A 25,694-nucleotide genomic window follows, 5' to 3' on the forward strand; every position below is an offset into this window, starting at 1 on the left:
CCCGAACGACGACGGGCGGACGGTTCCCCTTCGAGGAGGACCGTCCGCCCGTCGTGGCGGCTGTTCCGGGATCAGCGGGCGCGGCGCCGACCGCCCCGGCCGGTGGTGCCGCCGTTCTTGGCGCCGGCGTTGCGACCGGCCCGGGCCATCTTGGCGCGCCGGGTGGCGGCCTTCACCCCGCCGGGGCTCTCCCCCGCCTTGACCTGGACCACCCGGGTCGAGGTCTCCAGGGTGCCCTCGCCGACCGAGATCACGGTCCACTCGACGGCGCCCAGCTTGGCCAGCCCGGCGCGCGAGTCGGCCAGCTCCTGCTCGGCGCTGTCGCCCTTGAGCGCCAGCATCTGCCCGTGCGGGCGCAGCAGCGGCATGCCCCAGCCGGCCAGCCGGTCCAGCGGGGCCACCGCCCGGGCGGTCACCACGTCCACCGCGAGCTTGCCGACCATCTCCTCGGCGCGGCCGCGCAGCACCGTGACGTTCTCCAGCGCCAGCTCCCGGACGACCTCCTCCAGGAAGGTGGTCCGGCGCAGCAGCGGCTCCAGCAGGGTCACCGAGACGTCCGGACGGGCCAGGGCCACCGGGATGCCGGGCAGGCCGGCACCCGAGCCGACGTCGCACAGGGTGGAGCCGGAGGGCAGCAGCTCGGCCAGCACCGCGCAGTTGAGCACGTGGCGGTCCCACAGCCGGGGCACCTCGCGCGGGCCGATCAGCCCGCGCCGGACACCCGCGGTCGCCAGCAGCTCGGTGTAGCGGACGGCGGCGTCGAAGCGGTCGCCGAAGACCTCCCGGGCGGCGGCCGGCGCCTCGGCCAGCACGTCCAGCTCGGGCGTCTCGGCCGTCTCGGGCGCCTCGGCGGCCCGCCCCTCGGCGTCAGGGTTCACGTCCGCGCCTGGACGGCCGGTGGCCGCGCTCTCCGTGTCCATCTCGACCTCTCCGATCTCCGGATCCACCGACCCGCTCAACGCACTGTTTCACGTGAAACATCCCAGAAGGAACAACGACCCCGCCCGCACGAGGCGGACGGGGTCGCGTCCGGTAAGGCTCACCGGCCGCCGCGGCGACCGGTCATCGATCCGCCGGCCTCAGGCCGGCAGCACGACCACGCACCGCTGGGGCTCTTCGCCCTCCGACTCGCTGCGCAGACCGGCGGCCGCGACCGCGTCGTGGACGACCTTGCGCTCGAACGGCGTCATCGGCCGCAGCTTGACCTGCTCGCCGGTGCTCCTGGCCTGCTCGGCGGCCTTGGCGCCCAGCTCGGCCAGCTCCTCGCGCTTGCGGGCCCGGAAGCCGGCAATGTCCAGCATGAGGCGGCTGCGCTCGCCGGTCTCCCGGTGGACAGCCAACCGGGTCAGCTCCTGCAGGGCCTCCAGCACCTCGCCGTCCTGGCCGACCAGCCGCTGCAGCGCACGGTCGTTGCCGTCGCTGACGATGGAGACCAGGGCGCGGTCGCCCTCGACGTCCATGTCGATGTCACCGTCGAGGTCCGCGATGTCGAGCAGACCCTCCAGGTAGTCGGCCGCGATGTCACCCTCCTGCTCCAGGCGGGTGACGAGGTTCTCGTCGGCGCCGGCGGCGGCCTCGGTCTCGACGGCGGAGGTGGTGCCTTCCGTCACTGATGGACTCCTTCGGAGATGGGCCCGGCTGGCGGGCGGGGAACGAAGCTCTCGCAGCTGCGACAACGAGGCCAGGGGGCCGGTCAGGACTTCTTCTTCGGCCGCTGGCCGCCGCGCTTGGGCTGCTGCCGGGTGCCCTGCTTGGTGCCGCCGGACTTGGCCGCGGTCTGCTTGGCGGCCGCCGGCTTCGCGCCGGAGTCGGCCGCGACGGCCTCCTCGGCGGGCTGCTCGACCGGGGTGCCCTCGCCCGGCTCGGCCGCCTGGGTGGCACCGCCGTGCTGGCGCTGGGCCTTGGTCTGGCGACGGGGCTGCTGGCGGCTGCCCGCCCGGACCGACTCCTCGACCACGGCCGTGGCGGAGGCCGCCTCGGCGATGGCCGCCTTGGACGGGGGCAGCATGCCCCAGAGCGCGCCCTTGATCTCCGTACCGTCCGCGCGCAGGCGCCCGGCCTTCTTCAGACGCGCCTGGCGCTCCTGGAAGGCCTTGCTGCCCGGGGTGGGGTTGTTGTGGATGACGACCAGCTGCTGGCCCATCGACCAGACGTTGGTGGTCAGCCAGTAGACCAGGACACCGACCGGGAAGTTGATGCCCATGACGGCGAACATGACCGGGAAGACGTACATCAGCATCTTCTGCTGCTGCATGAACGGCGTCTTGACCGTGAGGTCGACGTTCTTGGTCATCAGCTGGCGCTGGGTGACGAACTGCGACAGCGACATCATGACGATCATCACCGCGGTGACGATCTTGACGCTGGTCTCGGGGCTGCTGACGAAGGTCGCCGAGAGCGGGGCGCCGAAGATGTGCGCCTTGCCGGCGCTCACCAGCAGCGAGCCGTGGATCACGCCGATGTCCTGGCCCTTGGCGACCTTGGCCAGCACGCCGTAGAGGGCGGTGAAGAACGGCGCCTGGACGATGATGGGAAGGCAGCTGGAGAACGGGTTGGTACCCGCATCCTTGTACAGCTTCATCATCTCTTCGGACTGGCGCTGCCGGTCGTTCTTGTAGCGCTCCTGGATGGCCTTCATCTTCGGCTGGATCGCCTGCATGGCCCGGGTCGCCTTGATCTGCTTCACGAAGAGCGGGATCAGGCAGATCCGGATGACGACCACCATCGAGGCGATGGCCAGACCCCAGGCCCAGCCGCCGTCCGGATCGAAGACGTGGCTGTACAGCGAGTGGAACTGGACGATGATCCAGGACACCGCCGTGTAGAGGGGACTCAGAAAACCGAAGGTCACCGGTCAGACTCCTTGGACATCGGGCTTCGCCACCGGCTCCGGCTCGGCGGTCCCGCTCTTGGGGCTCAGCAGATCGCGCAGCCGGCGGTGCCACACCGGGTGCTTGCGCGGCGGAACGTGGTCCACCCCGCCGGGCGACCAGGGGTTGCAGCGCAGGATGCGCCAGACGGTCAGTCCGCCGCCCTTGACCGCTCCGTGCACCTTGACGGCCTCGTAGCCGTAGTGCGAGCAGGAGGGGTAGTAACGGCACACCGGACCGAGCAGTGGGCTGATGGTCCACTGGTAGACCCTGATCAGTCCCATCAGCAGGTACTTCATCGCCCTGCTCCCGTCGGCGCCGTTGCGGCGGGCTCGGCCCTCAGCAACCGCTTCAGCGCCGCGTCCAGGTCACGTTCGAGGTCCTGGTACGAGGCGGTCGCGGCCTGGGGCAGCGCACGCACCACTATCAGGCTACCGGCGGGCAGCCTGGACAGGCGATCACGGACTAGATGGCGCAACCGGCGCTTGACCAGATTGCGAACGACCGCCGGGCCAACGGCCTTGCTCACGACGAAACCCGCACGCGCCGAAGGAGTCCCCTCGGCGACGTGCGGGCGGGAGTCGCTGGTCCGGTCGGTCTGCCCCTGCGGGTCACCGTCTCTGCTGAGATGGACGACCAGAAGGGGCCGGCCGGCCCGGCGACCGCGTTTCACCGCGGTCGCGAAGTCCTGGCGCCGCCGCAGCCGATTCTCGGAGGGCAGCACAACAGACTCTGGTGCGGATCAGGCGGACAGGCTGGCGCGGCCCTTGCCACGGCGGGCAGCCAGGATGGCGCGGCCGGCGCGGGTACGCATCCGCAGCCGGAAGCCGTGGGTCTTCGCGCGACGACGGTTGTTCGGCTGGAAGGTGCGCTTGCTCACTCGGGGGCTCCTGAGGTGAATCGTAGGATGACGGGGGGTCGCTTGGCCGTCACCGTGCGTCCGCGTGATCTCCCCTGATTCGGAAATCCGGCCCATCGCCCCAGTTCGGCTGGGGTCTGAGGCAATCCACGGCGCCCGTGCTGCGCGCCTTATGGAGCGGGTGGACCCGCGGACATGCGGCAGCGGCCATCGACAACTCGACCTGGTTACGGTACGCGGGACGGGGCGCGAGGGTCAAACCAGCCCTTCGGAGGTCCACTTACCCACAGCCTGTGGACAACGACTTGATCCGTCTCTGTTCGCTGACTACCGTTGCAGGACTTGTCTGGTTTGTTCTTGGAAAGCGTGCACCAGTGGCTGATGTCAACAGCGACCTCGTCCCGGTCTGGGCGAGGGTCGTCGAGCGGCTGGTCAGCGACCCCGACGTCGGGGAGATGGACAAACAGTGGGTGCAGCGCACCCAGCCGATGTGGATGATGCACGACACCGCCCTGCTGGCGACCCCGAACGAGCGGGCCAAGCAGGTGCTGGAGGGTCGGCTGCTGCCCCAGCTGACCGACGCGCTCAGCCGCGAGCTCAGCCGGCCGGTCCGGATCGCCGTGATGGTCGACGCCAACGCCGTGCCCACCGCACCCGTCGCCCAGGCCCCCGCCGAGCCGTACCCCGGCCCGGCCGAGGAGGAGCAGGGCTACCGCGACCAGGGCTACCAGCAGCAGCCGTACGAGGACTACGAGCGCCCCCGCTACGACACCGGCGGCTACGAGCACCGCCCCGCGCCCTACGGCGGCCAGTCGGCCCAGCCCTGGCCCGGCTACCAGGAGCCCCAGGCGCCGTACCACGAGCCCGAGGAGCCCGCGCCCCGCCCGGCGCCGCGGCCCCTGCCCAGTCCGCCCTCCACCACCCAGGGCGACCTCTTCGGCGGCGCGTACGGCCCCGGCCCCGGCGAGCAGCCGCGCACCGGGGCGGGCCGCCGCGGACAGGGCTCCCGGCCCGCCGGCGGCCGCCCGGCCGAGAAGGCCGCCCAGGAGCGTTCCGCCGAGCGCCCCGCCGTCCCCGGGGTGCCCGCCCCGCCCGGCGCTCCCCCGGCCGGCGGCTCGCGCAAGGACGAACCGGCCGCCCGGCTGAACCCCAAGTACCTGTTCGACACCTTCGTCATCGGCGCGAGCAACCGCTTCGCGCACGCGGCGGCGGTGGCGGTCGCCGAGGCCCCGGCCAAGGCGTACAACCCGCTCTTCATCTACGGCGAGTCCGGGCTGGGCAAGACCCACCTGCTGCACGCCATCGGGCACTACTCGCGCAGCCTCTTCCCGGGCACCCGGGTGCGCTACGTGTCCTCGGAGGAGTTCACCAACGAGTTCATCAACTCGATCCGGGACGGCAAGGCGGACACCTTCCGCCGCCGCTACCGGGACATGGACATCCTGCTCGTGGACGACGTCCAGTTCCTGGCGAGCAAGGAGTCCACCCAGGAGGAGTTCTTCCACACCTTCAACACCCTCCACAACGCGAACAAGCAGATCGTCCTCTCGTCGGACCGGCCGCCCAAGCTGCTGACCACGCTGGAGGACCGGCTGCGCAACCGCTTCGAGTGGGGACTGATCACCGACGTCACCCCGCCGGAGCTGGAGACCCGGATCGCGATCCTGCGCAAGAAGGCGATCCAGGAGCAACTGAACGCTCCCGCCGACGTGTTGGAGTTCATCGCGTCCCGGATCACCCGCAACATCCGGGAGTTGGAGGGGGCGCTGATCCGGGTCACCGCCTTCGCCAACCTCAACCGGGCGCCGGTGGACCTGGAGTTGGCCGGCATCGTCCTCAAGGACCTGATCCCGGGCGGGGACGAGGACGCCGGTCCCGAGATCACCGCGCAGGTCATCATGCAGCAGACCGCCGCGTACTTCGGCCTCGGCGTGGACGACCTCTGCGGCTCCTCGCGCAGCCGGGTGCTGGTGACCGCTCGCCAGATCGCCATGTACCTGTGCCGGGAGCTCACCGACCTGTCGCTGCCGAAGATCGGCGCGCAGTTCGGCGGCCGGGACCACACCACGGTGATGCACGCGGACCGCAAGATCCGCTCGCTGATGGCCGAGCGGCGCTCGATCTACAACCAGGTCACCGAACTCACCAACCGCATCAAGAGCTAGGCGACGGCGCCGAGTCGGACCCGTCGGACCCGTCGGACCCGTCGGACCCGTCGGCCGCGCCGGCCGGAAAAGGGCGTCAGGAGCGATCCTGACGCCCTTTTCGCATGTCCACAGGTGTGCGGCCGACGTCGGCGGGGCAGGGATCCGGGCGACGGACGGTCCACCAGTCCACAGCCCGCGCCGAACAACTGACCGGTGATTCGAAAACCGGGGGCGCGCACGGCAGTTGTCCACAGGACGGGCCCATTCTGCACGGTCCACAGGCTGGGGAGTCCGGAGTTATCCAGAATTCGTCCACAGGCCCGCCGCCGCTACGCTCTTCCGCGCAGGTCAGGTGCCTGTGGACTTGTGCACAACGGTTATCCACAGGGTGTGGACAATTGACGGGCCACCAGTGGGCCGTTCGGGTTATCCACCGGTTGTCCCCAGGGCCCGGGCGGTTATCCCCAGGTTGTCCACAGCCGGGTCCACAGTTCGACAACCGTGAGCCACTGTTCATACCCTGGTGTGAAAGGCGTCACGTAGAGTTGACCGGTGCCCGTGGATAACCGGGGCCGGATCTGGGGACAGTCCTGGGGATAACCTGTGGATACCCAGCGTGTCCTGTGGGTAACGCTCGGCTGTCCACAGCGCGGCCTGCCCGTCCACAGCCGCCGTCCACACCCACTGTGGACAAAATTCGGGCCCTGACCTGCGGAAACGGGGTTATCCACGGTTTCCACAGGCCCTACTACTACCGCTACACAGATAGACCGTGAACCTGCTTTCAAAGTGGGTGGGCCCGAAATCTGTGGACAACCGCTCCCCGACACTTGTTCGGGTTCGCTTCCGCCCGTCTGCCCCGTCTGTCGGCGGAGTACGTCAGACTGTCCTTTGCGACTGGAAGCGGAGTGCTAGAGCTCGGCGGACAGGCGGACCGACGATCAAGATCAGACGAACCAGAGTGCGAGCGGGAGCGCTCGATCCAGGAGGCGGTTACCGGTGAAGTTCCGGGTGGAGCGTGACGTCCTCGCGGAGGCGGTGGCCTGGGCTGCCCGCAGCCTCCCGGCACGGCCGCCGGTGCCTGTGCTGGCCGGCCTGCTGCTGACCGCGCAGGAGGGCAGCCTGGCGCTGTCCGGCTTCGACTACGAGGTCTCGGCCCGGGTCGAGCTGGAGGCGGACGTCGAGGAGGCCGGCACCGTCCTGGTCTCCGGTCGCCTGCTCAACGACATCTCGCGCAACCTTCCCAACAGGCCTGTGGAGATCTCCACCGACGGTCAGCGGGTCAGCGTGGTCTGCGGCAGCTCCCGCTTCACCCTGCCGACCCTGCCCGTGGACGAGTACCCGGCGCTGCCCCAGATGCCGACCGCCACCGGCACCGTCTCCGGTGACGTCTTCGCCTCGGCCGTCAGCCAGGCCGCGGTCGCCGCCGGCCGGGACGACACCCTGCCGGTCCTCACCGGTGTCCGGGTCGAGATCGAGGGCGACCGGATCACCCTGGCCGCCACCGACCGCTACCGCTTCGCCGTCCGCGACCTGCTGTGGAAGCCCGAGCAGTCGGACATCTCCGCGGTCGCCCTGGTGCCCGCCAAGACCCTGCAGGACATCGCCAAGTCCCTGGGCAGCGGCGACACCGTCTCCATCGCGCTCTCCTCGGGCGGCGCGGGCGAGGGCCTGATCGGCTTCGAGGGCGCCGGCCGCCGCACCACCACCCGGCTGCTGGAGGGCGAGTTCCCCAAGTTCCGCAGCCTCTTCCCGACCGAGTTCAGCGCGGTCGCGGCGATCCAGACCCAGCCCTTCCTGGAGGCGCTCAAGCGCGTCTCGCTGGTCGCCGAGCGCAACACCCCGGTCCGGCTCAACTTCGAGCAGGGCGTGCTGACCCTGGAGGCCGGTTCGGGCGACGACGCCCAGGCCACCGAGCGGATCGAGGCCGACCTGGAGGGCGACGACATCTCGATCGCCTTCAACCCGGGCTACCTGGAGGAGGGCCTCAAGGCCATCGACTCCCCGTTCGCCCAGCTGAGCTTCACCACCCCGACCAAGCCGGCCCTGCTCAGCGGCAAGGTCTCGGTGGACTCCGAGGAGGACAAGGCCTACCAGTACCTGATCATGCCGGTCCGCCTCTCCGGCTGATCCCCCCGCTCGGGCCGGGCGCCGACCGGCCGGTCGTCCACAGGCTGTGCACACCCGCTGTGCACAGCCTGTGGACGTCTCCCCCGGTCGGCCCGACCGCGCGGAGCCCGTGGCGGTCGGAAGCGTAGGCTCGGGGAGTGCGGCAACGGCGCCGCCGCCAGGCACGTCCCCACAGTAAGGATTTGGTCATGGAGCTCGGCCTCATCGGTCTCGGCAAGATGGGCGGCAACATGCGCGAGCGGATCCGCCGCGCCGGCCACACCGTCGTCGGATACGACCGCAACCCGGAGATCTCCGACGTCGAGAGCCTGCAGGAGCTCGTCACCAAGCTCCAGGGCCCGCGCGTGGTCTGGGTGATGGTTCCGGCGGGCGCCGCGACCCAGGCGACCGTCGACGAGCTGGCCGAGCTGCTCTCCCCCGGCGACGTGGTGGTCGACGGCGGCAACTCCCGCTGGACCGACGACATCAAGCACGCCGAGGCGCTGGCGGCCAAGGGCATCGGCTTCGTCGACTGCGGCGTCTCGGGCGGCGTCTGGGGCCTGGAGAACGGCTACGCGCTGATGTACGGCGGCGACGCCGAGCACGTCGCCCGGGTCCAGCCGGTCTTCGACGCGCTCAAGCCCGAGGGCGACTTCGGCTCGGTGCACGCGGGCGCGGTGGGCGCCGGCCACTTCGCCAAGATGGTCCACAACGGCATCGAGTACGCGATGATGCAGGCCTTCGCCGAGGGCTGGGAGCTGCTGGAGGCCGCCCCCGAGGTCACCGACGTGCGCGAGGTCTTCCGCAGCTGGCAGGAGGGCACCGTCATCCGCTCCTGGCTGCTGGACCTGGCCGTCCGCGCCCTGGACGAGGACGAGCACCTGGCGAAGCTGCGCGGCTGGGCCGCCGACTCCGGCGAGGGCCGCTGGACCGTCGAGGCCGCGATCGACCACGCCGTGCCGCTGCCGGCGATCACCGCCTCGCTGTTCGCCCGCTTCGCCTCCCGCCAGGACGACTCGCCGCAGATGAAGATGATCGCCGCGCTGCGCAACCAGTTCGGCGGCCACGCGGTCGAGTCGAAGTAGTCCCCGGCAGTTCTCCACAGGTCTGTTCAAGAAGGCGAGCGCAGTCCACAGCCATGCACGTCGCGCACCTGTCGCTCGCCGACTTCCGGTCGTACGCCCGGGCCGAGGTTCCCCTCGACCCGGGCGTGACCGCCTTCGTCGGGCCCAACGGCCAGGGCAAGACCAACCTGGTCGAGGCGATCGGCTACGTCGCCACCCTGGGCAGCCACCGGGTCGCCACCGACGCCCCGCTGATCCGGCTGGGCGCCGAACGCGCGGTGATCCGCACCTCGGTGGTGGACCGCGGCCGCTCCACCCTGGTCGAGCTGGAGCTCACCCCGGGCAAGGCCAACCGGGCCCGGATCAACCGCTCCGACAACGTCCGCCCGCGCGACGTGCTGGGCCTGCTGCGCACCGTGCTGTTCGCCCCCGAGGACCTCAGTCTGGTCAAGGGCGACCCGGGCGAGCGCAGGCGCTTCCTGGACGAGCTGCTGACCGCCCGGGCGCCCCGGCTGGCCGGGGTCCGCCAGGACTACGAGCGGGTGCTCAAGCAGCGCAACGCCCTGCTGAAGACCGCCGCGATGGCCCGCCGGGCCGGCGGCGGCAAGGGCGCGGACCTTTCCACCCTGGAGGTCTGGGACGGTCATCTGGCCCGCGCCGGAGCCGAGTTGACGGCCTTCCGGATCCAGCTGGTGGCCGCCCTGCAGCCGCTGGTGACGGCCGCTTACGGCCAACTGGCCCCGGGTGGCGGCGAGACCGCGCTGGAGTACCGCAGCTCCTTCGAGGGCGAGCTGCCGACCAGCCGCGAGCAGGCCGAGGAGCAGCTGCTGCAGGCGCTGCAGGCGGTCCGCAAGCAGGAGGTCGAGCGCGGCATCACCCTGGTCGGCCCGCACCGCGACGAACTGGTGCTCAAGCTCGGCCCGTTGCCCGCCAAGGGCTACGCCAGCCACGGCGAGTCCTGGTCGTTCGCGCTCGCGCTGCGGCTGGCCTCGTACGAGCTGCTGCGCGCGGACGGCGGCGAGCCGGTGCTGATCCTGGACGACGTGTTCGCCGAGCTGGACGCGGCCCGCCGGGACCGGCTGGCCGAGCTGGTGGCCGACGGCGAGCAGGTGCTGGTCACCGCGGCGGTGGCCGAGGACGTGCCGAAGGCGCTGGCCGGCGCCCGGTTCGCGGTCTCCGACGGCGCCGTCCGCCGGATCGACGCCTGATCCCCCGCCCGCCGGCCCGCACCGCACCGGCGGCACACCCGCACCCGTGACCGGTGACCCGCACCCGTGACCCACGGCACGGCATGCGCCGACGCCCGGCGTCCGTGCGCTCCCGTAGGCTGGACGGCTCATCGGGTTGTCCACAGGCTGGGGAAAGGAGATCGCCGTGAGCGAGTCCGCGGAGACCTCCCCCGGCGCCGTCGCGCCCACCGGGGCCGACCTCGCCCGGTCCGCCCTGCGGGCCGCCCGCGCCCAGGCCCGTCAGCGCGGTGAGCAGGTCCAGCAGAAGCGCGAGGCGAAGCGGCACGGGCTGCGCAGCGGCGCCCGCTCGGACGGCCGCGACCCGGTGCCGCTGGGCGCGGCACTGAACCGGCTGCTGACCGAACGCGGCTGGGAGTCCTCCGCCGCGGTCGGCGGGGTGATGGGCCGCTGGCCGCAGATCGTCGGCCCGGACATCTCCGCGCACTGCCACCCCTCCTCCTACGACGAGGCGGAGGCGGTACTCACCGTGCAGTGCGACTCCACCGCCTGGGCCACCCAACTCCGCTGGCTGGCACGCCAGTTGGTGGCCCGTCTGAACCACGAGCTGGGCCACGGCACGGTCCGGACCATCAAGGTGCTCGGACCGGCCGCTCCGGTCCGCGGCTACGGCCGGCTGCGCGCCCCGGGCAGCAAGGGCCCGGGCGACACCTGGGGCTGACCCCGGCCGGCGCCGTCCGACCCCCGGCGGGATCGGACCACGATCTTCCGGAACCCCTGACGGCCCTTCCAGGCGCCTCAGGCCCCCGGGTCGAGTATCGGGACTCGTGCAGAGGGGATTCAGGGCGGCGTATCTGCCTTCAAGGGCTGCCAAACGCCCATCTCTGTCAGTCGTACCGGTAGACTGAAAGCCAAACACTGTTGCTAGTGGCAACCGAGTCGAAACGCCGTGGTCGCACGCTCGCCCGCACGGGGCGGGATTGCGGCCCGTGCTGTGCCAGAGAGGGCGCTTCGTGGCCGATTCCGGCAACCCCAGCCAGACCCCAGACCAGACCACCGACCAGGCTTCCTACACCGGTAGCAACATCCAGGTGCTGGAAGGCCTCGACGCCGTCCGCAAGCGCCCCGGCATGTACATCGGCTCCACCGGTGAGCGCGGCCTGCACCACCTGGTGCAGGAGGTCGTGGACAACTCCGTCGACGAGGCGATGGCCGGGTACGCCGACACCATCGACGTCACGATCATGGCCGACGGCGCGATCCGCGTCGTCGACAACGGCCGCGGCATCCCGGTGGACATCGTCCCCGGCCAGGACAAGCCCGCCGTCGAGGTCGTGCTCACCGTCCTGCACGCGGGCGGCAAGTTCGGCGGCGGCGGCTACGCCGTCTCCGGCGGTCTGCACGGCGTCGGCGTCTCGGTCGTGAACGCGCTGTCCACCCGGCTCTCGGTGGAGATCCACAAGGACGGCAACATCTGGACCCAGGACTACAAGATGGGCGCGCCGACCGCCGCCCTGGTCAAGGGCGCGGAGACCGACCGCACCGGCACCACGGTCACCTTCTGGGCCGACCCCGACATCTTCGAGACCACCGTCTACTCCTTCGAGACGCTCTCCCGGCGCTTCCAGGAGATGGCCTTCCTCAACAAGGGCCTGTCGATCTCGCTGACCGACGAGCGCCCCGAGCACGTGGACGAGGACGGCAAGCCGCTCTCCGTCACGTACAAGTACGACGGCGGCATCGCCGACTTCGTCGCCCACCTCAACTCCCGCAAGGGCGAGGTCATCCACCCCTCGGTGATCGACTTCGAGGCGGAGGACAAGGACAAGGCGATCTCGGTGGAGGTCGCGATGCAGTGGAACTCCTCCTACACCGAGGGGGTCTACAGCTTCGCTAACACCATCCACACCCACGGCGGCGGCACCCACGAGGAGGGCTTCCGCGCCGCGCTGACCGGCCTGGTCAACCGCTACGCGCGGGACAAGAAGCTGCTCCGCGAGAAGGACGACAACCTCTCCGGCGAGGACATCCGCGAGGGCCTGACCGCGATCATCTCGGTCAAGCTCGGTGAGCCGCAGTTCGAGGGCCAGACCAAGGACAAGCTCGGCAACACCGAGGCGAAGACCTTCGTCCAGAAGGTCGTCCACGAGCAGCTCAACGACTGGCTGGACCGCAACCCCAACGAGGCCGCGGACATCATCCGCAAGTCCATCCAGGCCGCGACCGCGCGCGTCGCCGCCCGCAAGGCCCGCGACCTCACCCGTCGCAAGGGCCTGCTGGAGTCCGCCTCGCTGCCGGGCAAGCTCTCGGACTGCCAGTCCAAGGACCCGTCCGAGTGCGAGATCTTCATCGTCGAGGGTGACTCCGCCGGCGGCTCGGCCAAGCAGGGCCGCGACCCGCGCACCCAGGCCATCCTGCCGATCCGCGGCAAGATCCTGAACGTCGAGAAGGCCCGGATCGACAAGGTGCTGCAGAACACCGAGGTCCAGGCGCTGATCTCGGCCTTCGGCTGCGGCATCCAGGAGGACTACGACGAGTCCAAGCTGCGCTACCACAAGATCGTCCTGATGGCCGACGCCGACGTCGACGGTCAGCACATCCGCACCCTGCTGCTGACCCTGCTGTTCCGCTTCATGCGGCCGCTGGTCGAGTCCGGGTACGTCTACCTCGCCATGCCGCCGCTGTACAAGATCAAGTGGGGCAAGGACGACTTCGAGTACGCCTACTCCGACCGCGAGCGCGACGCGCTGATCGCCGCGGGCGTGGAGGCCGGGCGCCGGCTGCCCAAGGACGACGCCATCCAGCGCTTCAAGGGTCTCGGCGAGATGAACGCCGAGGAGCTCCGGGTCACCACCATGGACGCCGAGCACCGCCTGCTGCTCCAGGTCACCCTGGAGGACGCCGCCCGCGCCGACGAACTGTTCTCCGTGCTGATGGGCGAGGACGTCGAGGCCCGCCGCTCCTTCATCCAGCGCAACGCCAAGGACGTCCGCTTCCTGGACGTGTGACGCCTGCACGCCAGGCCCCGCACGTACCAGTCCGCGTGAAAGGAAACTGACCACCAGTGGTCGACGACAACCGTCCCGAAGGCGACCAGCCCGAGACCCCCGAGGCCGCCGAGGCCACCGCCCAGGCGACCATGCGGATCGAGCCGGTCGAGCTTGAGACCGAGATGCAGCGCTCGTACCTCGACTACGCGATGAGCGTGATCGTCAGCCGGGCGCTCCCCGAGGTCCGCGACGGCCTCAAGCCGGTGCACCGCCGCGTGCTCTACGCGATGTACGACGGCGGGTACCGGCCCGAGAAGGGCTACTACAAGTGCGCCCGCGTCGTCGGCGACGTGATGGGCAACTACCACCCGCACGGTGACACCTCGATCTACGACACCGTGGTCCGCCTGGCCCAGCCGTGGTCGATGCGGATGCCGCTGGTGGACGGCAACGGCAACTTCGGCTCCCCGGGCAACGACCCGGCGGCGGCCATGCGCTACACCGAGTGCAAGATGATGCCGCTGGCCATGGAGATGATGCGCGACATCGACGAGGAGACCGTCGACTTCGCGCCCAACTACGACGGCCGCTCGCAGGAGCCGACCGTCCTGCCCGCGCGCTTCCCCAACCTGCTGGTCAACGGTGCCACCGGCATCGCGGTCGGCATGGCCACCAACATCCCGCCGCACAACCTCCGCGAGGTCGCCTCCGGCGCGCTCTGGTACCTGGAGAACCCGGAGGCCTCCGCCGAGGAGCTGCTGGAGGCCCTGATCGAGCGGATCAAGGGCCCCGACTTCCCCACCGGCGCGCTGATCGTCGGCCGCCGCGGGATCGACGACTACTACCGCACCGGCCGCGGCTCGGTCACCATGCGGGCCGTGGTCGAGGTCGAGGAGATCCAGGGCCGCCAGTGCCTGGTGATCACCGAGCTGCCGTACCAGGTCAACCCGGACAACCTCGCGCTGAAGATCGCCGACCTGGTCAAGGACGGCAAGATCGCCGGCATCGCCGACGTCCGCGACGAGTCCTCGTCCCGCACCGGCACCCGCCTGGTGGTCGTGCTCAAGCGCGACGCGGTCGCCAAGGTCGTGCTCAACAACCTGTACAAGCACACCGAGCTGCAGACCAACTTCGGCGCCAACATGCTGGCCCTGGTCGACGGCGTGCCGCGCACCCTGTCGCTGGACGCCTTCATCCGGCACTGGGTCAACCACCAGGTCGAGGTCATCGTCCGGCGCACCACCTTCCGGCTGCGCAAGGCCGAGGAGCGCGCCCACATCCTGCGCGCGCTGCTCAAGGCCCTGGACGTGATCGACGAGGTCATCGCGCTGATCCGGGCCTCGGCGAGCGCCGACGCCGCCCGCACCGGCCTGATGGGCCTGCTGGAGATCGACGAGCTCCAGGCCAACGCGATCCTGGAGATGCAGCTGCGCCGCCTGGCCGCCCTGGAGCGCCAGCGGATCACCGACGAGCACGACGAGCTGCAGCGCAAGATCGACGAGTACAACGCGATCCTGGCCTCGCCGGTCCGCCAGCGCGAGATCATCTCCGAGGAGCTCGCCGCGATCGTCGAGAAGTACGGCGACGACCGCCGCTCGACCCTGATCCCCTCGGACGGCGACCTCTCCATCGAGGACCTCATCGCCGAGGAGGACATCGTCGTCACGATCACCCGTGGCGGCTACGTCAAGCGGACCCGCTCCGACCTCTACCGCTCGCAGAAGCGCGGCGGCAAGGGCGTGCGCGGCGCCCAGCTCAAGCAGGACGACATCGTCGACCACTTCTTCGTGACGACGACCCACAACTGGATCCTGTTCTTCACCAACAAGGGCCGGGTCTACCGCGCCAAGGGCTACGAGCTGCCGGACGCCGGCCGCGACGCCCGCGGCCAGCACGTGGCCAACCTGCTGGCCTTCCAGCCGGAGGAGCACATCGCCCAGGTGATGGCCGTGCGCACCTACGAGGACAAGCCGTACCTGGTCCTCGCCACCCGGGCCGGCCTGGTGAAGAAGTCCCCGCTGAAGGACTACGACTCCCCGCGCTCCGGCGGCCTGATCGCGATCAACCTGCGCCAGGACGAGGAGGGCCGGGACGACGAGCTGATCGGCGCCGAGCTGGTCTCCGCCGAGGACGACCTGCTGCTGGTCTCCAAGAAGGCCCAGTCGATCCGCTTCACCGCGACCGACGAAGCGCTGCGGTCCACGGGCCGCGCCACCTCCGGCGTCAAGGGCATGGCCTTCCGCGAGGACGACGAGCTGCTCTCGATGAACGTCGTCCGTCCGGGCACCTACGTCTTCACCGCCACGGACGGCGGGTACGCCAAGCGGACCGCCGTCGACGAGTACCGTGTCCAGGGACGCGGCGGCTACGGCACCAAGGCGGCGAAGATCGTCGAGGGCCGGGGTTCCCTGGTCGGCGCGCTCGTGGTCGACGACACCGACGAGATCATGGCGATCACCCTCTCGGGTGGGGTGATCCGCACGAGGGTTTCCGAGGTTCGTGAAACCGGACGTGACACCATGGGCGTCCAACTGATCAACCTCGGGAAGCGCGACGCGGTCGTGGGCATGGCCCGCAACGCGGAGGCCGAGGACGACGAGACGGCGGAGGACGAGGTCACCGAGTCCACCGAGACGGCCGAGGGTGCGGGGACGGCGGTCGGCGGCGACGCCGAGGTCTGAACCGAACCGCGGTCCGGTGCCGCCGCGTCCACAGGAGTGGGCGCGGCGGCACCGGACGCCGACCAGTACCGGGCAAACCCGCCGGGCGCTGGATGACGAGTGACGGACCAGGGCGGCGCCGCCCTGGTGGGAAGTGCGGGAGGACCAGGTGAGTGGAGCCACGGGTGCTGCGGGAGGACCCTCCGGCGGCCGTCCGGGCGCGCAGGGCGGGGGTTCGTACGGCGGCGTGCCGGGACAGCCCCCGACCGAGCACTCGGCCGCGTCCACCTCGCTGATGCCGTCGGTCGGCGGAGCCGGCCAGAGCGGCGGCGCGACCTACGGGGGCCAGACCCCGTCCGGCAACCAGGGTGCCGGCCAGAGCGGGTTCTCGCAGCCGACCACGTACGCCAAGGGGCAGCCGACCCCGGCCCGGGGCACCCGGACCGGCGGCAACACCCCGCCCGGCGGCACCCCCGTCCCCGGGGCGGCGCGCCGCCCCTCCGGCGGGCCCGCGACCGTCGGGGGCGGCCTCGGCCGCACCCGCAAGGCCCGCCTGCGGGTCACCAAGGTCGACCCGTGGTCGGTGATGAAGGTCAGCTTCCTGCTGTCGCTGGCCGTCGGCATCATCATCATCGTGGCCTCGGCCGTGCTGTGGATGACCCTGGACTCGCTCGGCGTCTTCGACTCGCTGACCAAGACGCTCAAGGACGTCACCGGCGGCGGCGCGGAGAACGCCAGCAGCCAGCTCAACCTGATGGACTACATCGGCTTCGGCAAGGTCATGATGTTCACCACGCTGATCGCCGTGGTCGACGTCGTCCTGCTGACCGCGCTGTCCACGCTCTCCGCGTTCATCTACAACGCGGCGGCCGGCTTCACCGGCGGCGTCGAACTGACCCTGGCCGAGGAGGACTGATCCCGGCCGGATCCTGACCACCGGTCAGTTCGCCGTCCCCGGACGGAATGTACGGGCCCCGCAGGCTGTTGCAGCCTGTTGGGGCCCGTCGGCATTTCGGGTGACAGCCGGCCCCCGCGGCGTGCCGCCCGGAAACGGGCCACCCGCCGTGGGATTAGCTGGACGCCGCCCGTTCCCACGCCTGGGAGTGCCGCAGGCCGCCCCGGTCGGTCGACCGGGTCAGGTGAGGTTCCGCAGGACGGCTGGACGGAGGCGCGCGGTGGCGAAGCTCGCAGGTCAACTGGTGGAGGCCCTGGACGGGCTGTTGGGCATCCCGGTCCCGTTGCGGGTGCAGGCGTGGGACGGCAGCGTCGCCGGGCCGCCCGGCGCGCCCACGGTGGTCCTGCGCAACCGCCGGGTGTTGCGCCGCCTGCTCTGGCAGCCGGACGAGCTGGGCCTGGCCCGGGCCTACGTCGCGGGGGACCTGGAAATCGCCCCCGGCAGCGACCTGTACGAGACGCTCTCCGCGGTCGCCCGCTTCGCCGAGCTCCCGGAGATCCGCACCATGACCCTCGGGCCGCGCGACGTCCTCGGCGCCAAGGGCCGCCGGGCGCTCGCCGCCGCCCTGCGGGCCGGGGCGCTCGGCCCGGAGCCCACCCCGCCCCCGGAGGAGGTCCGCAAGCCCCGGGGACGGCTGCACAGCCGCGGCCGGGACCGCGCGGCCATCAGCCACCACTACGACGTCGGGAACGACTTCTACGGCCTCGTGCTGGGCTCGTCCATGGTCTACTCGTGCGCCTACTGGACGCCCGAGGCGAAGAGCCTGGAGGCCGCCCAGGAGGCCAAGCTCGACCTGATCTGCCGCAAGCTGGGCCTGCGGCCCGGGATGCGGCTGCTGGACGTCGGCTGCGGCTGGGGTTCGCTGCTGCTGCACGCGGCGAAGCACTACGGCGTCACCGCGGTCGGCGTCTCGATCTCCACGGAGCAGGTCGCGCTGGCCCGGGCGCGGGTCGAGGAGGCCGGCCTGGCCGACCGGGTCGAGGTCCGGCTGCAGGACTACCGGGAGATCGTCGACGGCCCCTTCGACGCGATCTCCAGCGTCGGCATGGCCGAGCACGTCGGCTCCGAGCAGTACCGGGTCTACGCCGACGGCCTGTACCGGCTGCTGGCGCCCGGCGGCCGGCTGCTCAACCACCAGATCGCCCGCCGCCCCGACTACCCGGGTGAACCGCACCGCACCAGCCCCTTCATCGACCGCTACGTCTTCCCGGACGGCGAGCTCTCCCCGGTCGGTTCCACCGTGGCCCGGCTGGAGGAGGCGGGATTCGAGGTCCGGGACGTCGAGTCGCTGCGCGAGCACTACGGGCTGACCCTGCGCGAGTGGGTGGCCAACCTGGAGGCGCACTGGACGGAGGCGGTCCGGCTGGTCGGCGTCGGCCGCGCCCGGGTCTGGCGGCTGTACATGGCCGCCTCCGCGCTCGCCTTCGAGCAGAACCGGATCGGGATCAACCAGATCCTCGCCGTGCGCAGCACCGAGGAGGGCGCCTCGGGCCTGCCGCCGACGCGTGAGGAGTGGCTGGTGCGCCCGGCCGCCGGGGCCACTGCCGCGACCCCGGTCGGAACGGATTTGGGAGATCGGCGGTCGGTCCGCTAATCTTTCAGTGCGGCAAGGGCCTATAGCTCAGACGGTTAGAGCGCTTCCCTGATAAGGAAGAGGCCACAGGTTCAAGTCCTGTTAGGCCCACCACCGCGAAGGGCCCGGAGTGATCCACTCCGGGCCCTTCGGCGTCGTTTTCGCAGATCGGGCCACTTCCGGTACGCTCTGCTGTACAGCGAGGGCCTATAGCTCAGACGGTTAGAGCGCTTCCCTGATAAGGAAGAGGCCACAGGTTCAAGTCCTGTTAGGCCCACCGCCCCGAAGGGCCCGGAGTGATCCACTCCGGGCCCTTCGGCGTTCCCGGGCGAATTCCGGGTCCGCCGGGTGCGGACGATCCGTGCGAACGGGGTGCGGACGAGGTGCGTCGTCAATCCTCGGACCGGACCGCCGCGTTGACGGCACCGGCGGCTGGTCACGATTGGGACACCGGTGTGTATCATCGGCCGCAAGGGCAGTCTGGCACCCGGCCGCCCGTTCGCGCTCGAAACACATCTGGACTCGTCGGCCCGGTCGTTCCGGCCGGAGCACCGGCTCTTGAGTCCACCAACGCAAGAAGGACGAGGTCCCGCGGTGAAGAAGCTCCTCCTGGTCGCCCTGGTCGCCCTCGGCGGCTTCTTTGTCTACCGTCAGGTCCAGGCGGACCGCGCCGAGCAGGACCTGTGGACCGAGGCCACCGACCCGGTTCCGGCCGGTCGCTGAGCCCGGGCGATCCGACGATCGACGATCTTCGGAGGCGCTGATCCGCGCCTCCCGGACCGGTCGGCCCGTTCATCCGGACGGACCGGCCGGTTCCCCCAGGGGGACGGCTCCCGGAATCGCGCCGGAACCCGGTACGCTAGTGCCCGTTGGCACGCGCCGTGCCGTCGAGGGGCATTAGCTCAGTTGGTAGAGCGCTGCCTTTGCAAGGCAGATGTCAGGAGTTCGAGTCTCCTATGCTCCACAGCGCCCGAAGGGCGGCCGACCTGCGAGACAGGTCGGCCGCCCTTCGGCTTTTCGTGGCCTAGGCCTGCGGGCGGTCGTCCTCGGTGGGCTCCTCGGGGATGCCGCCGTTCATCGGGGCGGTCGCGGTGGGCGCGCCCGGCGGTTCGACCAGCCACTCCGGGTTGCTGTGCCGGCGCCACCACTGCCAGGCGACGAGGCCGCCGACCGCCAGCGCCCCGGCCAGCACGAGGCCGGCGGTCCGGCTGCCGCAGCGCTGCTCCCGCTTGGCGTTCCGGGCGGCGAGCCGGCTGATCTCGGCCGAACTGACGTGGCCCTGGAGGGCGGTCAGGGCGGCGGCGCCGCGGGCCTGGGCCTCCTGGGCGACCGGGGAGACCGCCTCGACGGCCTGGGAAACCCTGGGGCCGACCGTGGTGCGGGCCTGGTCGGCGGCGCGGCTCGCGGACAGCCGGGCCGCCAGGGCGGCCTCCTGGGCCCGGTGAAGGGCCTTCAGGGCGTTCTGCTGGGCCTCCGGGGGCAGGTGGGCGAAGGCATGGCCGAACTGCGGGGCGACGTGTCGCTCGTACTGGACGCGGAGGTTGTGGGCGGCCTGGGTGGTCTTGGGTCCGAGGGCGTCCAGAGCGGGCCCGAGGCGCTGTTTGGCGCCGTCCGCGAACTGTGCGGCGGTGTCCCGGGTCCGGGTGGCGGTCTCACGGGCCGAGTCCGAAAAGCTCACGAGTCTCTCCTCCTGGGTGGCGTCCTTTATGTACATATCCACCTGAATGCTGATCATGCATCCTGATTCCTCCCCCGGCACCCCGGGCTGGGCCGGGGGAGGGGCGTTCCCGGAGTGTCGGGGTGGGGCGCCGCAGTAGGCTGGCGGCGCCGGTGGTCGGGTACGGGAAGGGGAACCGCTGATGCTCCCGGACGAACCGCGCCAGTCCGCGGACCGCTCCTCCGAGGGCGGGCGGCCCGGCTGCTACCGGCACCCCCGGACACCCACCGGGATCTCCTGCACTCGCTGCGAGCGGCCGATCTGCCCGCAGTGCATGGTGGCCGCCGCGGTGGGCTTCCAGTGCCCCGAGTGCGTCGGCGAGGGGCACGCCGGGGCGCGGCGGGCGACCACCCGGTTCGGCGGAGCGCCGACCGTGGACGGCGGGCTGGTGACCCGGGTGCTGGTCGGGATCAACATCGTGGTCTGGGTGCTGGCCGCCTACGTCCTCAACCCGCGGCTGGGCGAGGTCTGGTCGCTGGCCAGTGCCGGGCGGGCGCACCCCGGCGGCCCGTACGGCGTCGCGGACGGCCCGGCCCAGTGGTACCGGCTGCTGACCGCGACCTTCCTGCACCTCCAGTGGTGGCACGTCGGGCTGAACATGCTGGTGCTGCTCTGGCTCGGCCCGCCGCTGGAGGAGGCGCTCGGCCGGCTGCGCTACCTGGCCCTGTACCTGCTCGCCGGCCTGGGCGGCAGCACCTTCGCCTTCCTGGTGGCCGGGGACTGGATGAACTCGGTGGGGGCCTCCGGGGCGGTCTTCGGCCTGATCGGCGCCACGGTCGTGATGCAGCTGCGGAACCGGGGGCCGCTGGCCCCGGCGCTGGCCTTCCTGGTCTTCAACCTGGTGGTCACCTTCTCCCGTCCGGGCATCGACTGGCGGGCGCACATCGGCGGCCTGGTGATCGGCGCACTGGCCGCCCTCGGGCTGATGTACGCCCCGCGCGGGCGGCGTGGGCTGGTCCAGGGGCTGGCGGTGGCCGGGGCGGTGGCGGTGGAGGCGGCGATGCTGCTGACCGGGATGGCCCTCTACGGGGCGTGAGGCCCCGGGCGTTTGTCCACAGCGGGTGCGGGGTTGTGCACAGCTCGTGCGCCGATCCGGCTGTGGACTGCTGTTCTACGCGTGTCCTGCTGTGCGAATTCCGCGCTCCCGAAGAGTTGTGCACAGCTGTGGACGGGCCGGGCGCGAAAAGTTATCCACAGGCTGTGGGGACTTTTCCCCAGTGTGGATAACCATGTGGATAAGCGTGACCGTGTGATCGTGGGACTGTCCGACAACGGTCGCGCCCAAGGCGTTCCGACCGCTCCGAGCGGTTCCGGGCACGCCGAACCGCCGCTCCGGGACCTGCGGCTCCGAAGCGGCGGAAAGGGCCCGAACGGGGGCCTCAGGACGCGCGGGGCGTCACTTCCACTGAGTGGAGACGCCGAACCCGGCCGCGATGAAGCCGAAGCCGACCAGGATGTTCCAGTTCCGCCAGCTCTCGACCGGGAAGCTGCCGCTGGTCACGTAGTACGTGACGATCCAGACCAGGCCGATCAGGAACAGTGCCAGCATCAGCGGGGCGACCCAACCGCGGCCCGAACTGATCTTCACCGCGGCCGTGGTCGGCGGGGTGTAGTCGGACTTCTTGCGGAGTCGAGACTTCGGCACGAGGAGCTCTCCTGTCGATGCGCTGTGAGACCGCGCAGAGGCAGCGGGTGAGACGCCGACGGTCGGTCGTGGGGAGCGCTCTGGGACCGCTCCCCCACCTGCCACCGGCGTCCGTTAGCGTAGTGGCTCGGCGGGCCTCAAGGAGATAAGGGTACGGTGACTAATTTGTCGATTCCCCCCGGGAAGGCCGTCACCCGTCGTTCCGGCATCCGAATTGTCGGCCGTGCCCTGACCTGCGCCGTGTTTGCGCTCGCCGGTCTGCTCTTCTACATCAGCGCCCAGACCGCCCGCGGCACCGACCTGCGGACCGACAACTCGCTGCTGAGCCTCGGCGACGTGATCCGCCAGCGCAGCTCGCAGAACCAGCAGGCGCAGGCCCAGCTGGCCGACCTCCAGGCCCGGGCGCAGGAGCTCACCGAGCAGCAGGGCCACGACCCCGCCGACGCGGCGCAGCTGGGCGGACTGCGGCTCGGCGCCGCCCTGGAGCCGGTGCAGGGCGCCGGACTGACCGTCACCCTCAACGACGCCCCGCCGAACGCCACCGCGCGCATCCCCGGGGTCCCCGAGCCGGGCGTCAACGACCTGGTCATCCACCAGCAGGACATCCAGGCGGTGGTCAACGCGCTGTGGCGGGGCGGTGCCGCGGGCGTGCAGGTGATGGACCAGCGGCTGGTCTCCACCAGCGCCGTCCGCTGCGTGGGCAACACCCTGCTGCTCCAGGGCCGGGTCTACTCCCCGCCGTACGTCATCAGGGCGGTGGGGAGGACGGACGCCCTGCGCTCGGCCGTCGAGGCGGACCCGACGATCCGCAACTACCTGCAGTACGTCCAGGCGTACGGCCTGGGCTGGAAGGTCCAGGAGAGCGGCGACCTGACGCTGCCCGGCTACTCCGGCACCACCGAACTCCGCTCGGCGGACTGACCTCGGCCGCGCCGGTGGCGGACCGGCCTCGCGGCGTTGATCCCGGGTCTACTCTTGACCCCAGTCCGCTACCTAGAGGGAGCACCATGTACGGCTGGATCTGGCGTCATCTGCCGGGGAACACCCTGGTCCGGGCCGTCATTTCGCTGCTCCTGGTCCTGGGGATCGTCTACCTCCTCTTCACCTACGTCTTCCCGTGGGCGGAACCGCTGCTCCCCTTCGGTGACGTCACAGTGGACGGCGGCGACGGCGCCTCGGCCGGCTGACCCCGGCGGGCCCGGAACTTCCCCCAGAACCGCATCCCACGGAGACCACGCGCGCATGACCACCCAGTCGACCCCGCCCCGCATCCTGGTCGTGGACAACTACGACAGCTTCGTGTTCAACCTGGTCCAGTACCTGTACCAGCTCGGTGCCACCTGCGAGGTGGTGCGCAACGACGAGGTGACCGTCGAGCACGCCGTCCGCCGGGCGGGGGAGGAGGGCTTCGACGGGGTGCTGCTCTCCCCCGGGCCCGGGTCCCCCGAGGAGGCCGGGGTCTGCATCGCGATGGTGCACCACTGCGCGGGGATCGGGCTGCCGGTGTTCGGCGTCTGCCTGGGCCTGCAGTCGATCGCGGTCGCCTACGGCGCGGTGGTCGGCCGGGCGCCGGAGCTGCTGCACGGCAAGACCTCGCCGGTCGAGCACGAGGACGGCGGGGTGTTCGAGGGCCTGCCCTCGCCGCTGACCGCGACCCGCTACCACTCGCTGGCCGTCGACCCGGCCACCGTGCCGGACGAGCTGGTGGTCACCGCCCGGACCGGCAGCGGCGTGATCATGGGCCTGCGGCACCGTGAACTGCCCGTCGAGGGCGTGCAGTTCCACCCCGAGTCGGTGCTGACCGAGGGTGGGCACCGGATGCTCGCCAACTGGCTGGCGGAGTGCGGCTTCCCGCAGGCCGTGGACCGGTCGGCCGGGCTCGCCCCGGTGATCGGCCGGGGCTGAGCGGCATGACCGCGGTGCGTCCGGAGGGGCGTTACCAGCCGGAGGCCGGCCCGTACGGGGGCGCGCAGCAGTACGGGGGCGCGCAGCAGTACGACGCCGCGCCGTACGGCGGCGGGGACGGGAGCGGTCCGCACCCCCAGGAGCACCCGGTCCAGGGCCCGTCCGAGGACGGCTGGGGCGTGTACGAGCAGGCCGAGCAGCCCGTCGAGGGCGGGCCCGAGTACCCGTGGCTGCCCGACCAGACCCTCCAGCTGCGGCTGCCCGCGGACGGCGCCGAGCCGGCCGCCGAGCCCGCCCCGCCCACCGGCGGCCGGGCCGAGCGCCGCCGGGCCGCCCAGGGCCGGACCTCGGTCCGCACGGGCGGCGGCCGGCGCCGGGCGAAGGGCCGGGGCACCGGTGGTCCGCGCCCCAAGGAGTCCGCGGTCGTCGTGGCTGCGCGTTTCGTCGGCGAGATGTGCATCACCCTCGGCGTGGTGATGCTGCTGTTCGTCGCCTACCAGCTCTGGTGGACCAACGTGCAGGCCGACGAGGCCGCCAGCGGGGCCCGCGACCAGCTGGAGCAGCAGTGGGACGCCCAGCCGCCCGGAGCGGGGCAGCAGGCCCCGGACCCGAACAAGCCCGAGGTGTTCGAGCCCGGCAAGGGCTTCGCCATCATCTACCTGCCCAAGCTGGGACTGAAGTTCCCGATCGCCGAGGGCACCTCCAAGTCGGCGGTGCTCGACAAGGGCCTGGTCGGCCACTACACCGGCACGGCGATGCCGGGCGACCAGTCGGGCAACTTCGCGCTGGCCGCCCACCGCAACACCCACGGCGAGCCGTTCCGGTACATCAACGAGCTCGGCAAGGGCGACAAGGTCGTGGTGGAGACCGCCTTCGGCTACTACACCTACGAGGTCACCGGCGGCATCCCGCAGACCTCCCCCAACAACGTGAGCGTGATCAAGCCGGTGCCGAACGGCTCCGGCTACACCGGCCCCGGCCGGTACATCACGCTGACCACCTGCACCCCGGAGTTCACCTCGAAGTTCCGCCTCATCCTGTTTGGCAAACTGATCGAGGAGCGGCCGCGCAGCCAGGGCAAGCCGGCCGCGATCACGGGCGGATAGCCGCCCGGAGGCCGGGTTTCGGAGGGGGAGCAGCACAGATGCAGGACGACGGGACCACACGGTCGGCCGAGCCGGCCGAGGAGGCCTTCCCCCCGCCCGAGCAGGCCGCCGGGAAGGGCCGTGGCGGGCGGGGCCGGGCGCTGGCCGCACTGGGGGTGTTCGGCGAGCTGCTGATCACCCTGGGCCTGGTGCTCGGCCTGTTCGTGGCCTACTCGCTGTGGTGGACCAACGTGCAGGCGGACCGCTCGGCGGCCGCGGCCTCGGACAAGCTCCGCAGCTCCTGGGCGGCCGGTCCGGCCCCGGGTGCCCCGGGCGGGTCCGGCGCCGCCCCCGGGCAGGGCGGGGCGGCCGCGGCGCAGCCCGCGATCGGGGACGACGTGGGCTTCCTGCACGTCCCGGCGATGGGCCGGGACTACCAGGTGCTGATCCGGATGGGCACCTCCACCGCCGTCCTGGACGAGGGCGTGGCGGGCGTGTACGAGCAGCCCTACAAGGCCGCGATGCCCTGGGACCAGACCGGCAACTTCGCGCTGGCCGCCCACCGGGACGGCCACGGCGCCAAGTTCCACGACCTGGACGCCGTCCACAAGGGCGACGCGATCGTCGTCGAGACCAAGGACAAGTGGTACGTCTACAAGGTCGACAACACCCTGCCGGAGACGTCCAAGTACGACACCGGCATCGTCGCGCCCGTCCCGGCGAGCTCCGGGTACACCGCGCCCGGCCGGTACATCACCCTGACCACCTGCACGCCGGTGTACACCTCGCGGTACCGGATGGCCGTCTGGGGGAGCCTGGTGCGGGTGGACGCCATGAACGCCGAGCGCACCCCGCCGCCGGAGCTGCGGCGCTCCTGAGGCCCCCTCAGGCCCGGTCCCGGGAAAAGCCCGAGGGCCCGTCACGGCGA

General features: G+C 71.3%; 24 protein-coding genes and 3 tRNA genes. 19 read left to right on the forward strand and 8 right to left on the reverse strand.

All coding sequences use genetic code 11. From position 1 onward, the window contains the following. Positions 1 to 71: 71 nt before the first annotated feature. From rsmG to rpmH, 6 genes are all read right to left on the reverse strand, one after another. Complete coding sequence (rsmG, locus tag ACZ6Z8_RS19410) at positions 72 to 920, reverse strand: 16S rRNA (guanine(527)-N(7))-methyltransferase RsmG (protein WP_465611276.1); 849 nt, start codon at positions 918 to 920, stop codon at positions 72 to 74. Between the two features lie 159 nt (positions 921 to 1,079). Then, positions 1,080 to 1,610, reverse strand: a complete 531-nt coding sequence (locus ACZ6Z8_RS19415) for a Jag family protein (protein WP_465611277.1) — start codon at positions 1,608 to 1,610, stop codon at positions 1,080 to 1,082. A gap of 83 nt (positions 1,611 to 1,693) precedes the next feature. Continuing rightward, positions 1,694 to 2,851 (reverse strand): membrane protein insertase YidC, encoded by a 1,158-nt coding sequence (gene yidC / locus ACZ6Z8_RS19420; RefSeq protein WP_465611278.1) that lies wholly within the window; start codon positions 2,849 to 2,851, stop codon positions 1,694 to 1,696. A 3-nt stretch (positions 2,852 to 2,854) separates the two neighbouring features. Then, on the reverse strand, positions 2,855 to 3,169 hold the full coding sequence (gene yidD, locus ACZ6Z8_RS19425) for a membrane protein insertion efficiency factor YidD (RefSeq protein WP_188307180.1): 315 nt from the start codon (positions 3,167 to 3,169) through the stop codon (positions 2,855 to 2,857). Beyond that, on the reverse strand, positions 3,166 to 3,594 hold the full coding sequence (gene rnpA, locus ACZ6Z8_RS19430) for a ribonuclease P protein component (RefSeq protein ID WP_380413691.1): 429 nt from the start codon (positions 3,592 to 3,594) through the stop codon (positions 3,166 to 3,168). The genes yidD and rnpA overlap by 4 nt, the downstream gene beginning before the upstream one ends. An 18-nt stretch (positions 3,595 to 3,612) precedes the next feature. Then, positions 3,613 to 3,750 (reverse strand): 50S ribosomal protein L34, encoded by a 138-nt coding sequence (gene rpmH / locus ACZ6Z8_RS19435; RefSeq protein WP_030059672.1) that lies wholly within the window; start codon positions 3,748 to 3,750, stop codon positions 3,613 to 3,615. 353 nt (positions 3,751 to 4,103) lie between these two features. Here rpmH and dnaA point away from each other — a divergent pair, with 353 nt between their 5' ends. From dnaA to ACZ6Z8_RS19500, 13 genes are all read left to right on the forward strand, one after another. After that, complete coding sequence (dnaA, locus tag ACZ6Z8_RS19440) at positions 4,104 to 5,894, forward strand: chromosomal replication initiator protein DnaA (RefSeq protein ID WP_465611279.1); 1,791 nt, start codon at positions 4,104 to 4,106, stop codon at positions 5,892 to 5,894. Between the two features lie 981 nt (positions 5,895 to 6,875). After that, positions 6,876 to 8,006, forward strand: coding sequence for a DNA polymerase III subunit beta (dnaN, locus tag ACZ6Z8_RS19445; protein ID WP_030278248.1), 1,131 nt, complete (start codon positions 6,876 to 6,878; stop codon positions 8,004 to 8,006). 188 nt (positions 8,007 to 8,194) lie between these two features. Then, a complete protein-coding gene (gene gnd, locus ACZ6Z8_RS19450; protein ID WP_465611280.1) occupies positions 8,195 to 9,070 on the forward strand; it encodes a phosphogluconate dehydrogenase (NAD(+)-dependent, decarboxylating) in 876 nt (291 codons plus the stop codon). A 53-nt stretch (positions 9,071 to 9,123) separates the two neighbouring features. After that, positions 9,124 to 10,257 carry a DNA replication/repair protein RecF gene (gene recF / locus ACZ6Z8_RS19455; protein WP_030278246.1) on the forward strand — a complete coding sequence of 378 codons (1,134 nt, stop codon included), beginning with the start codon at positions 9,124 to 9,126 and terminating at the stop codon, positions 10,255 to 10,257. 166 nt (positions 10,258 to 10,423) lie between these two features. Then, complete coding sequence (locus ACZ6Z8_RS19460; RefSeq protein WP_465611281.1) at positions 10,424 to 10,957, forward strand: DciA family protein; 534 nt, start codon at positions 10,424 to 10,426, stop codon at positions 10,955 to 10,957. A gap of 268 nt (positions 10,958 to 11,225) precedes the next feature. Further along, positions 11,226 to 13,244, forward strand: a complete 2,019-nt coding sequence (gene gyrB / locus ACZ6Z8_RS19465; protein WP_465611282.1) for a DNA topoisomerase (ATP-hydrolyzing) subunit B — start codon at positions 11,226 to 11,228, stop codon at positions 13,242 to 13,244. Positions 13,245 to 13,375: 131 nt separating this feature from the next. Continuing rightward, positions 13,376 to 15,907, forward strand: coding sequence for a DNA gyrase subunit A (gene gyrA, locus ACZ6Z8_RS19470; RefSeq protein WP_465611440.1), 2,532 nt, complete (start codon positions 13,376 to 13,378; stop codon positions 15,905 to 15,907). A 226-nt stretch (positions 15,908 to 16,133) separates the two neighbouring features. Continuing rightward, entirely contained in the window at positions 16,134 to 16,802 is a 669-nt protein-coding gene (locus ACZ6Z8_RS19475) for a DUF3566 domain-containing protein (RefSeq protein ID WP_465611283.1), read from the forward strand. 259 nt (positions 16,803 to 17,061) lie between these two features. Beyond that, positions 17,062 to 18,435, forward strand: coding sequence for a class I SAM-dependent methyltransferase (locus ACZ6Z8_RS19480; protein ID WP_465611284.1), 1,374 nt, complete (start codon positions 17,062 to 17,064; stop codon positions 18,433 to 18,435). A 16-nt stretch (positions 18,436 to 18,451) separates the two neighbouring features. After that, positions 18,452 to 18,528: transfer RNA gene (locus ACZ6Z8_RS19485), tRNA-Ile, on the forward strand. 89 nt (positions 18,529 to 18,617) lie between these two features. Continuing rightward, positions 18,618 to 18,691 (forward strand) — tRNA-Ile (locus tag ACZ6Z8_RS19490). A gap of 317 nt (positions 18,692 to 19,008) precedes the next feature. Then, on the forward strand, positions 19,009 to 19,137 hold the full coding sequence (locus tag ACZ6Z8_RS19495; RefSeq protein WP_014137031.1) for a DLW-39 family protein: 129 nt from the start codon (positions 19,009 to 19,011) through the stop codon (positions 19,135 to 19,137). A gap of 168 nt (positions 19,138 to 19,305) precedes the next feature. Then, a tRNA-Ala gene (locus tag ACZ6Z8_RS19500) sits at positions 19,306 to 19,378 on the forward strand. Between the two features lie 60 nt (positions 19,379 to 19,438). Here ACZ6Z8_RS19500 and ACZ6Z8_RS19505 read toward each other — a convergent pair. Then, positions 19,439 to 20,092: a DUF5324 family protein gene (locus ACZ6Z8_RS19505; RefSeq protein WP_465611285.1), complete on the reverse strand. Its 654-nt coding sequence runs from the start codon at positions 20,090 to 20,092 to the stop codon at positions 19,439 to 19,441. A gap of 181 nt (positions 20,093 to 20,273) precedes the next feature. Between ACZ6Z8_RS19505 and ACZ6Z8_RS19510 the strand changes: the two genes are divergently transcribed. Continuing rightward, positions 20,274 to 21,167: a rhomboid family intramembrane serine protease gene (locus ACZ6Z8_RS19510; RefSeq protein WP_465611286.1), complete on the forward strand. Its 894-nt coding sequence runs from the start codon at positions 20,274 to 20,276 to the stop codon at positions 21,165 to 21,167. Between the two features lie 360 nt (positions 21,168 to 21,527). On the opposite strand, the gene crgA is transcribed toward ACZ6Z8_RS19510, so the two are convergent. Further along, positions 21,528 to 21,776, reverse strand: a complete 249-nt coding sequence (crgA, locus tag ACZ6Z8_RS19515) for a cell division protein CrgA (RefSeq protein ID WP_030278238.1) — start codon at positions 21,774 to 21,776, stop codon at positions 21,528 to 21,530. A 240-nt stretch (positions 21,777 to 22,016) separates the two neighbouring features. Between crgA and ACZ6Z8_RS19520 the strand changes: the two genes are divergently transcribed. The 5 genes from ACZ6Z8_RS19520 (at position 22,017) to ACZ6Z8_RS19540 (ending at position 25,644) form a co-directional block, all read left to right on the forward strand. After that, on the forward strand, positions 22,017 to 22,697 hold the full coding sequence (locus tag ACZ6Z8_RS19520; RefSeq protein WP_465611287.1) for a DUF881 domain-containing protein: 681 nt from the start codon (positions 22,017 to 22,019) through the stop codon (positions 22,695 to 22,697). A gap of 86 nt (positions 22,698 to 22,783) precedes the next feature. Beyond that, on the forward strand, positions 22,784 to 22,963 hold the full coding sequence (locus ACZ6Z8_RS19525) for a hypothetical protein (protein ID WP_465611288.1): 180 nt from the start codon (positions 22,784 to 22,786) through the stop codon (positions 22,961 to 22,963). Positions 22,964 to 23,018: 55 nt separating this feature from the next. Continuing rightward, positions 23,019 to 23,681, forward strand: a complete 663-nt coding sequence (locus ACZ6Z8_RS19530; protein ID WP_396531216.1) for an aminodeoxychorismate/anthranilate synthase component II — start codon at positions 23,019 to 23,021, stop codon at positions 23,679 to 23,681. 5 nt (positions 23,682 to 23,686) lie between these two features. Further along, positions 23,687 to 24,787 (forward strand): class E sortase, encoded by a 1,101-nt coding sequence (locus ACZ6Z8_RS19535; RefSeq protein ID WP_465611289.1) that lies wholly within the window; start codon positions 23,687 to 23,689, stop codon positions 24,785 to 24,787. A 38-nt stretch (positions 24,788 to 24,825) separates the two neighbouring features. Next, positions 24,826 to 25,644: a class E sortase gene (locus ACZ6Z8_RS19540; protein ID WP_465611290.1), complete on the forward strand. Its 819-nt coding sequence runs from the start codon at positions 24,826 to 24,828 to the stop codon at positions 25,642 to 25,644. The last annotated feature ends 50 nt before the right edge of the window (positions 25,645 to 25,694 follow it).

It is taken from the genome of Kitasatospora sp. NPDC101108, assembly GCF_055584725.1.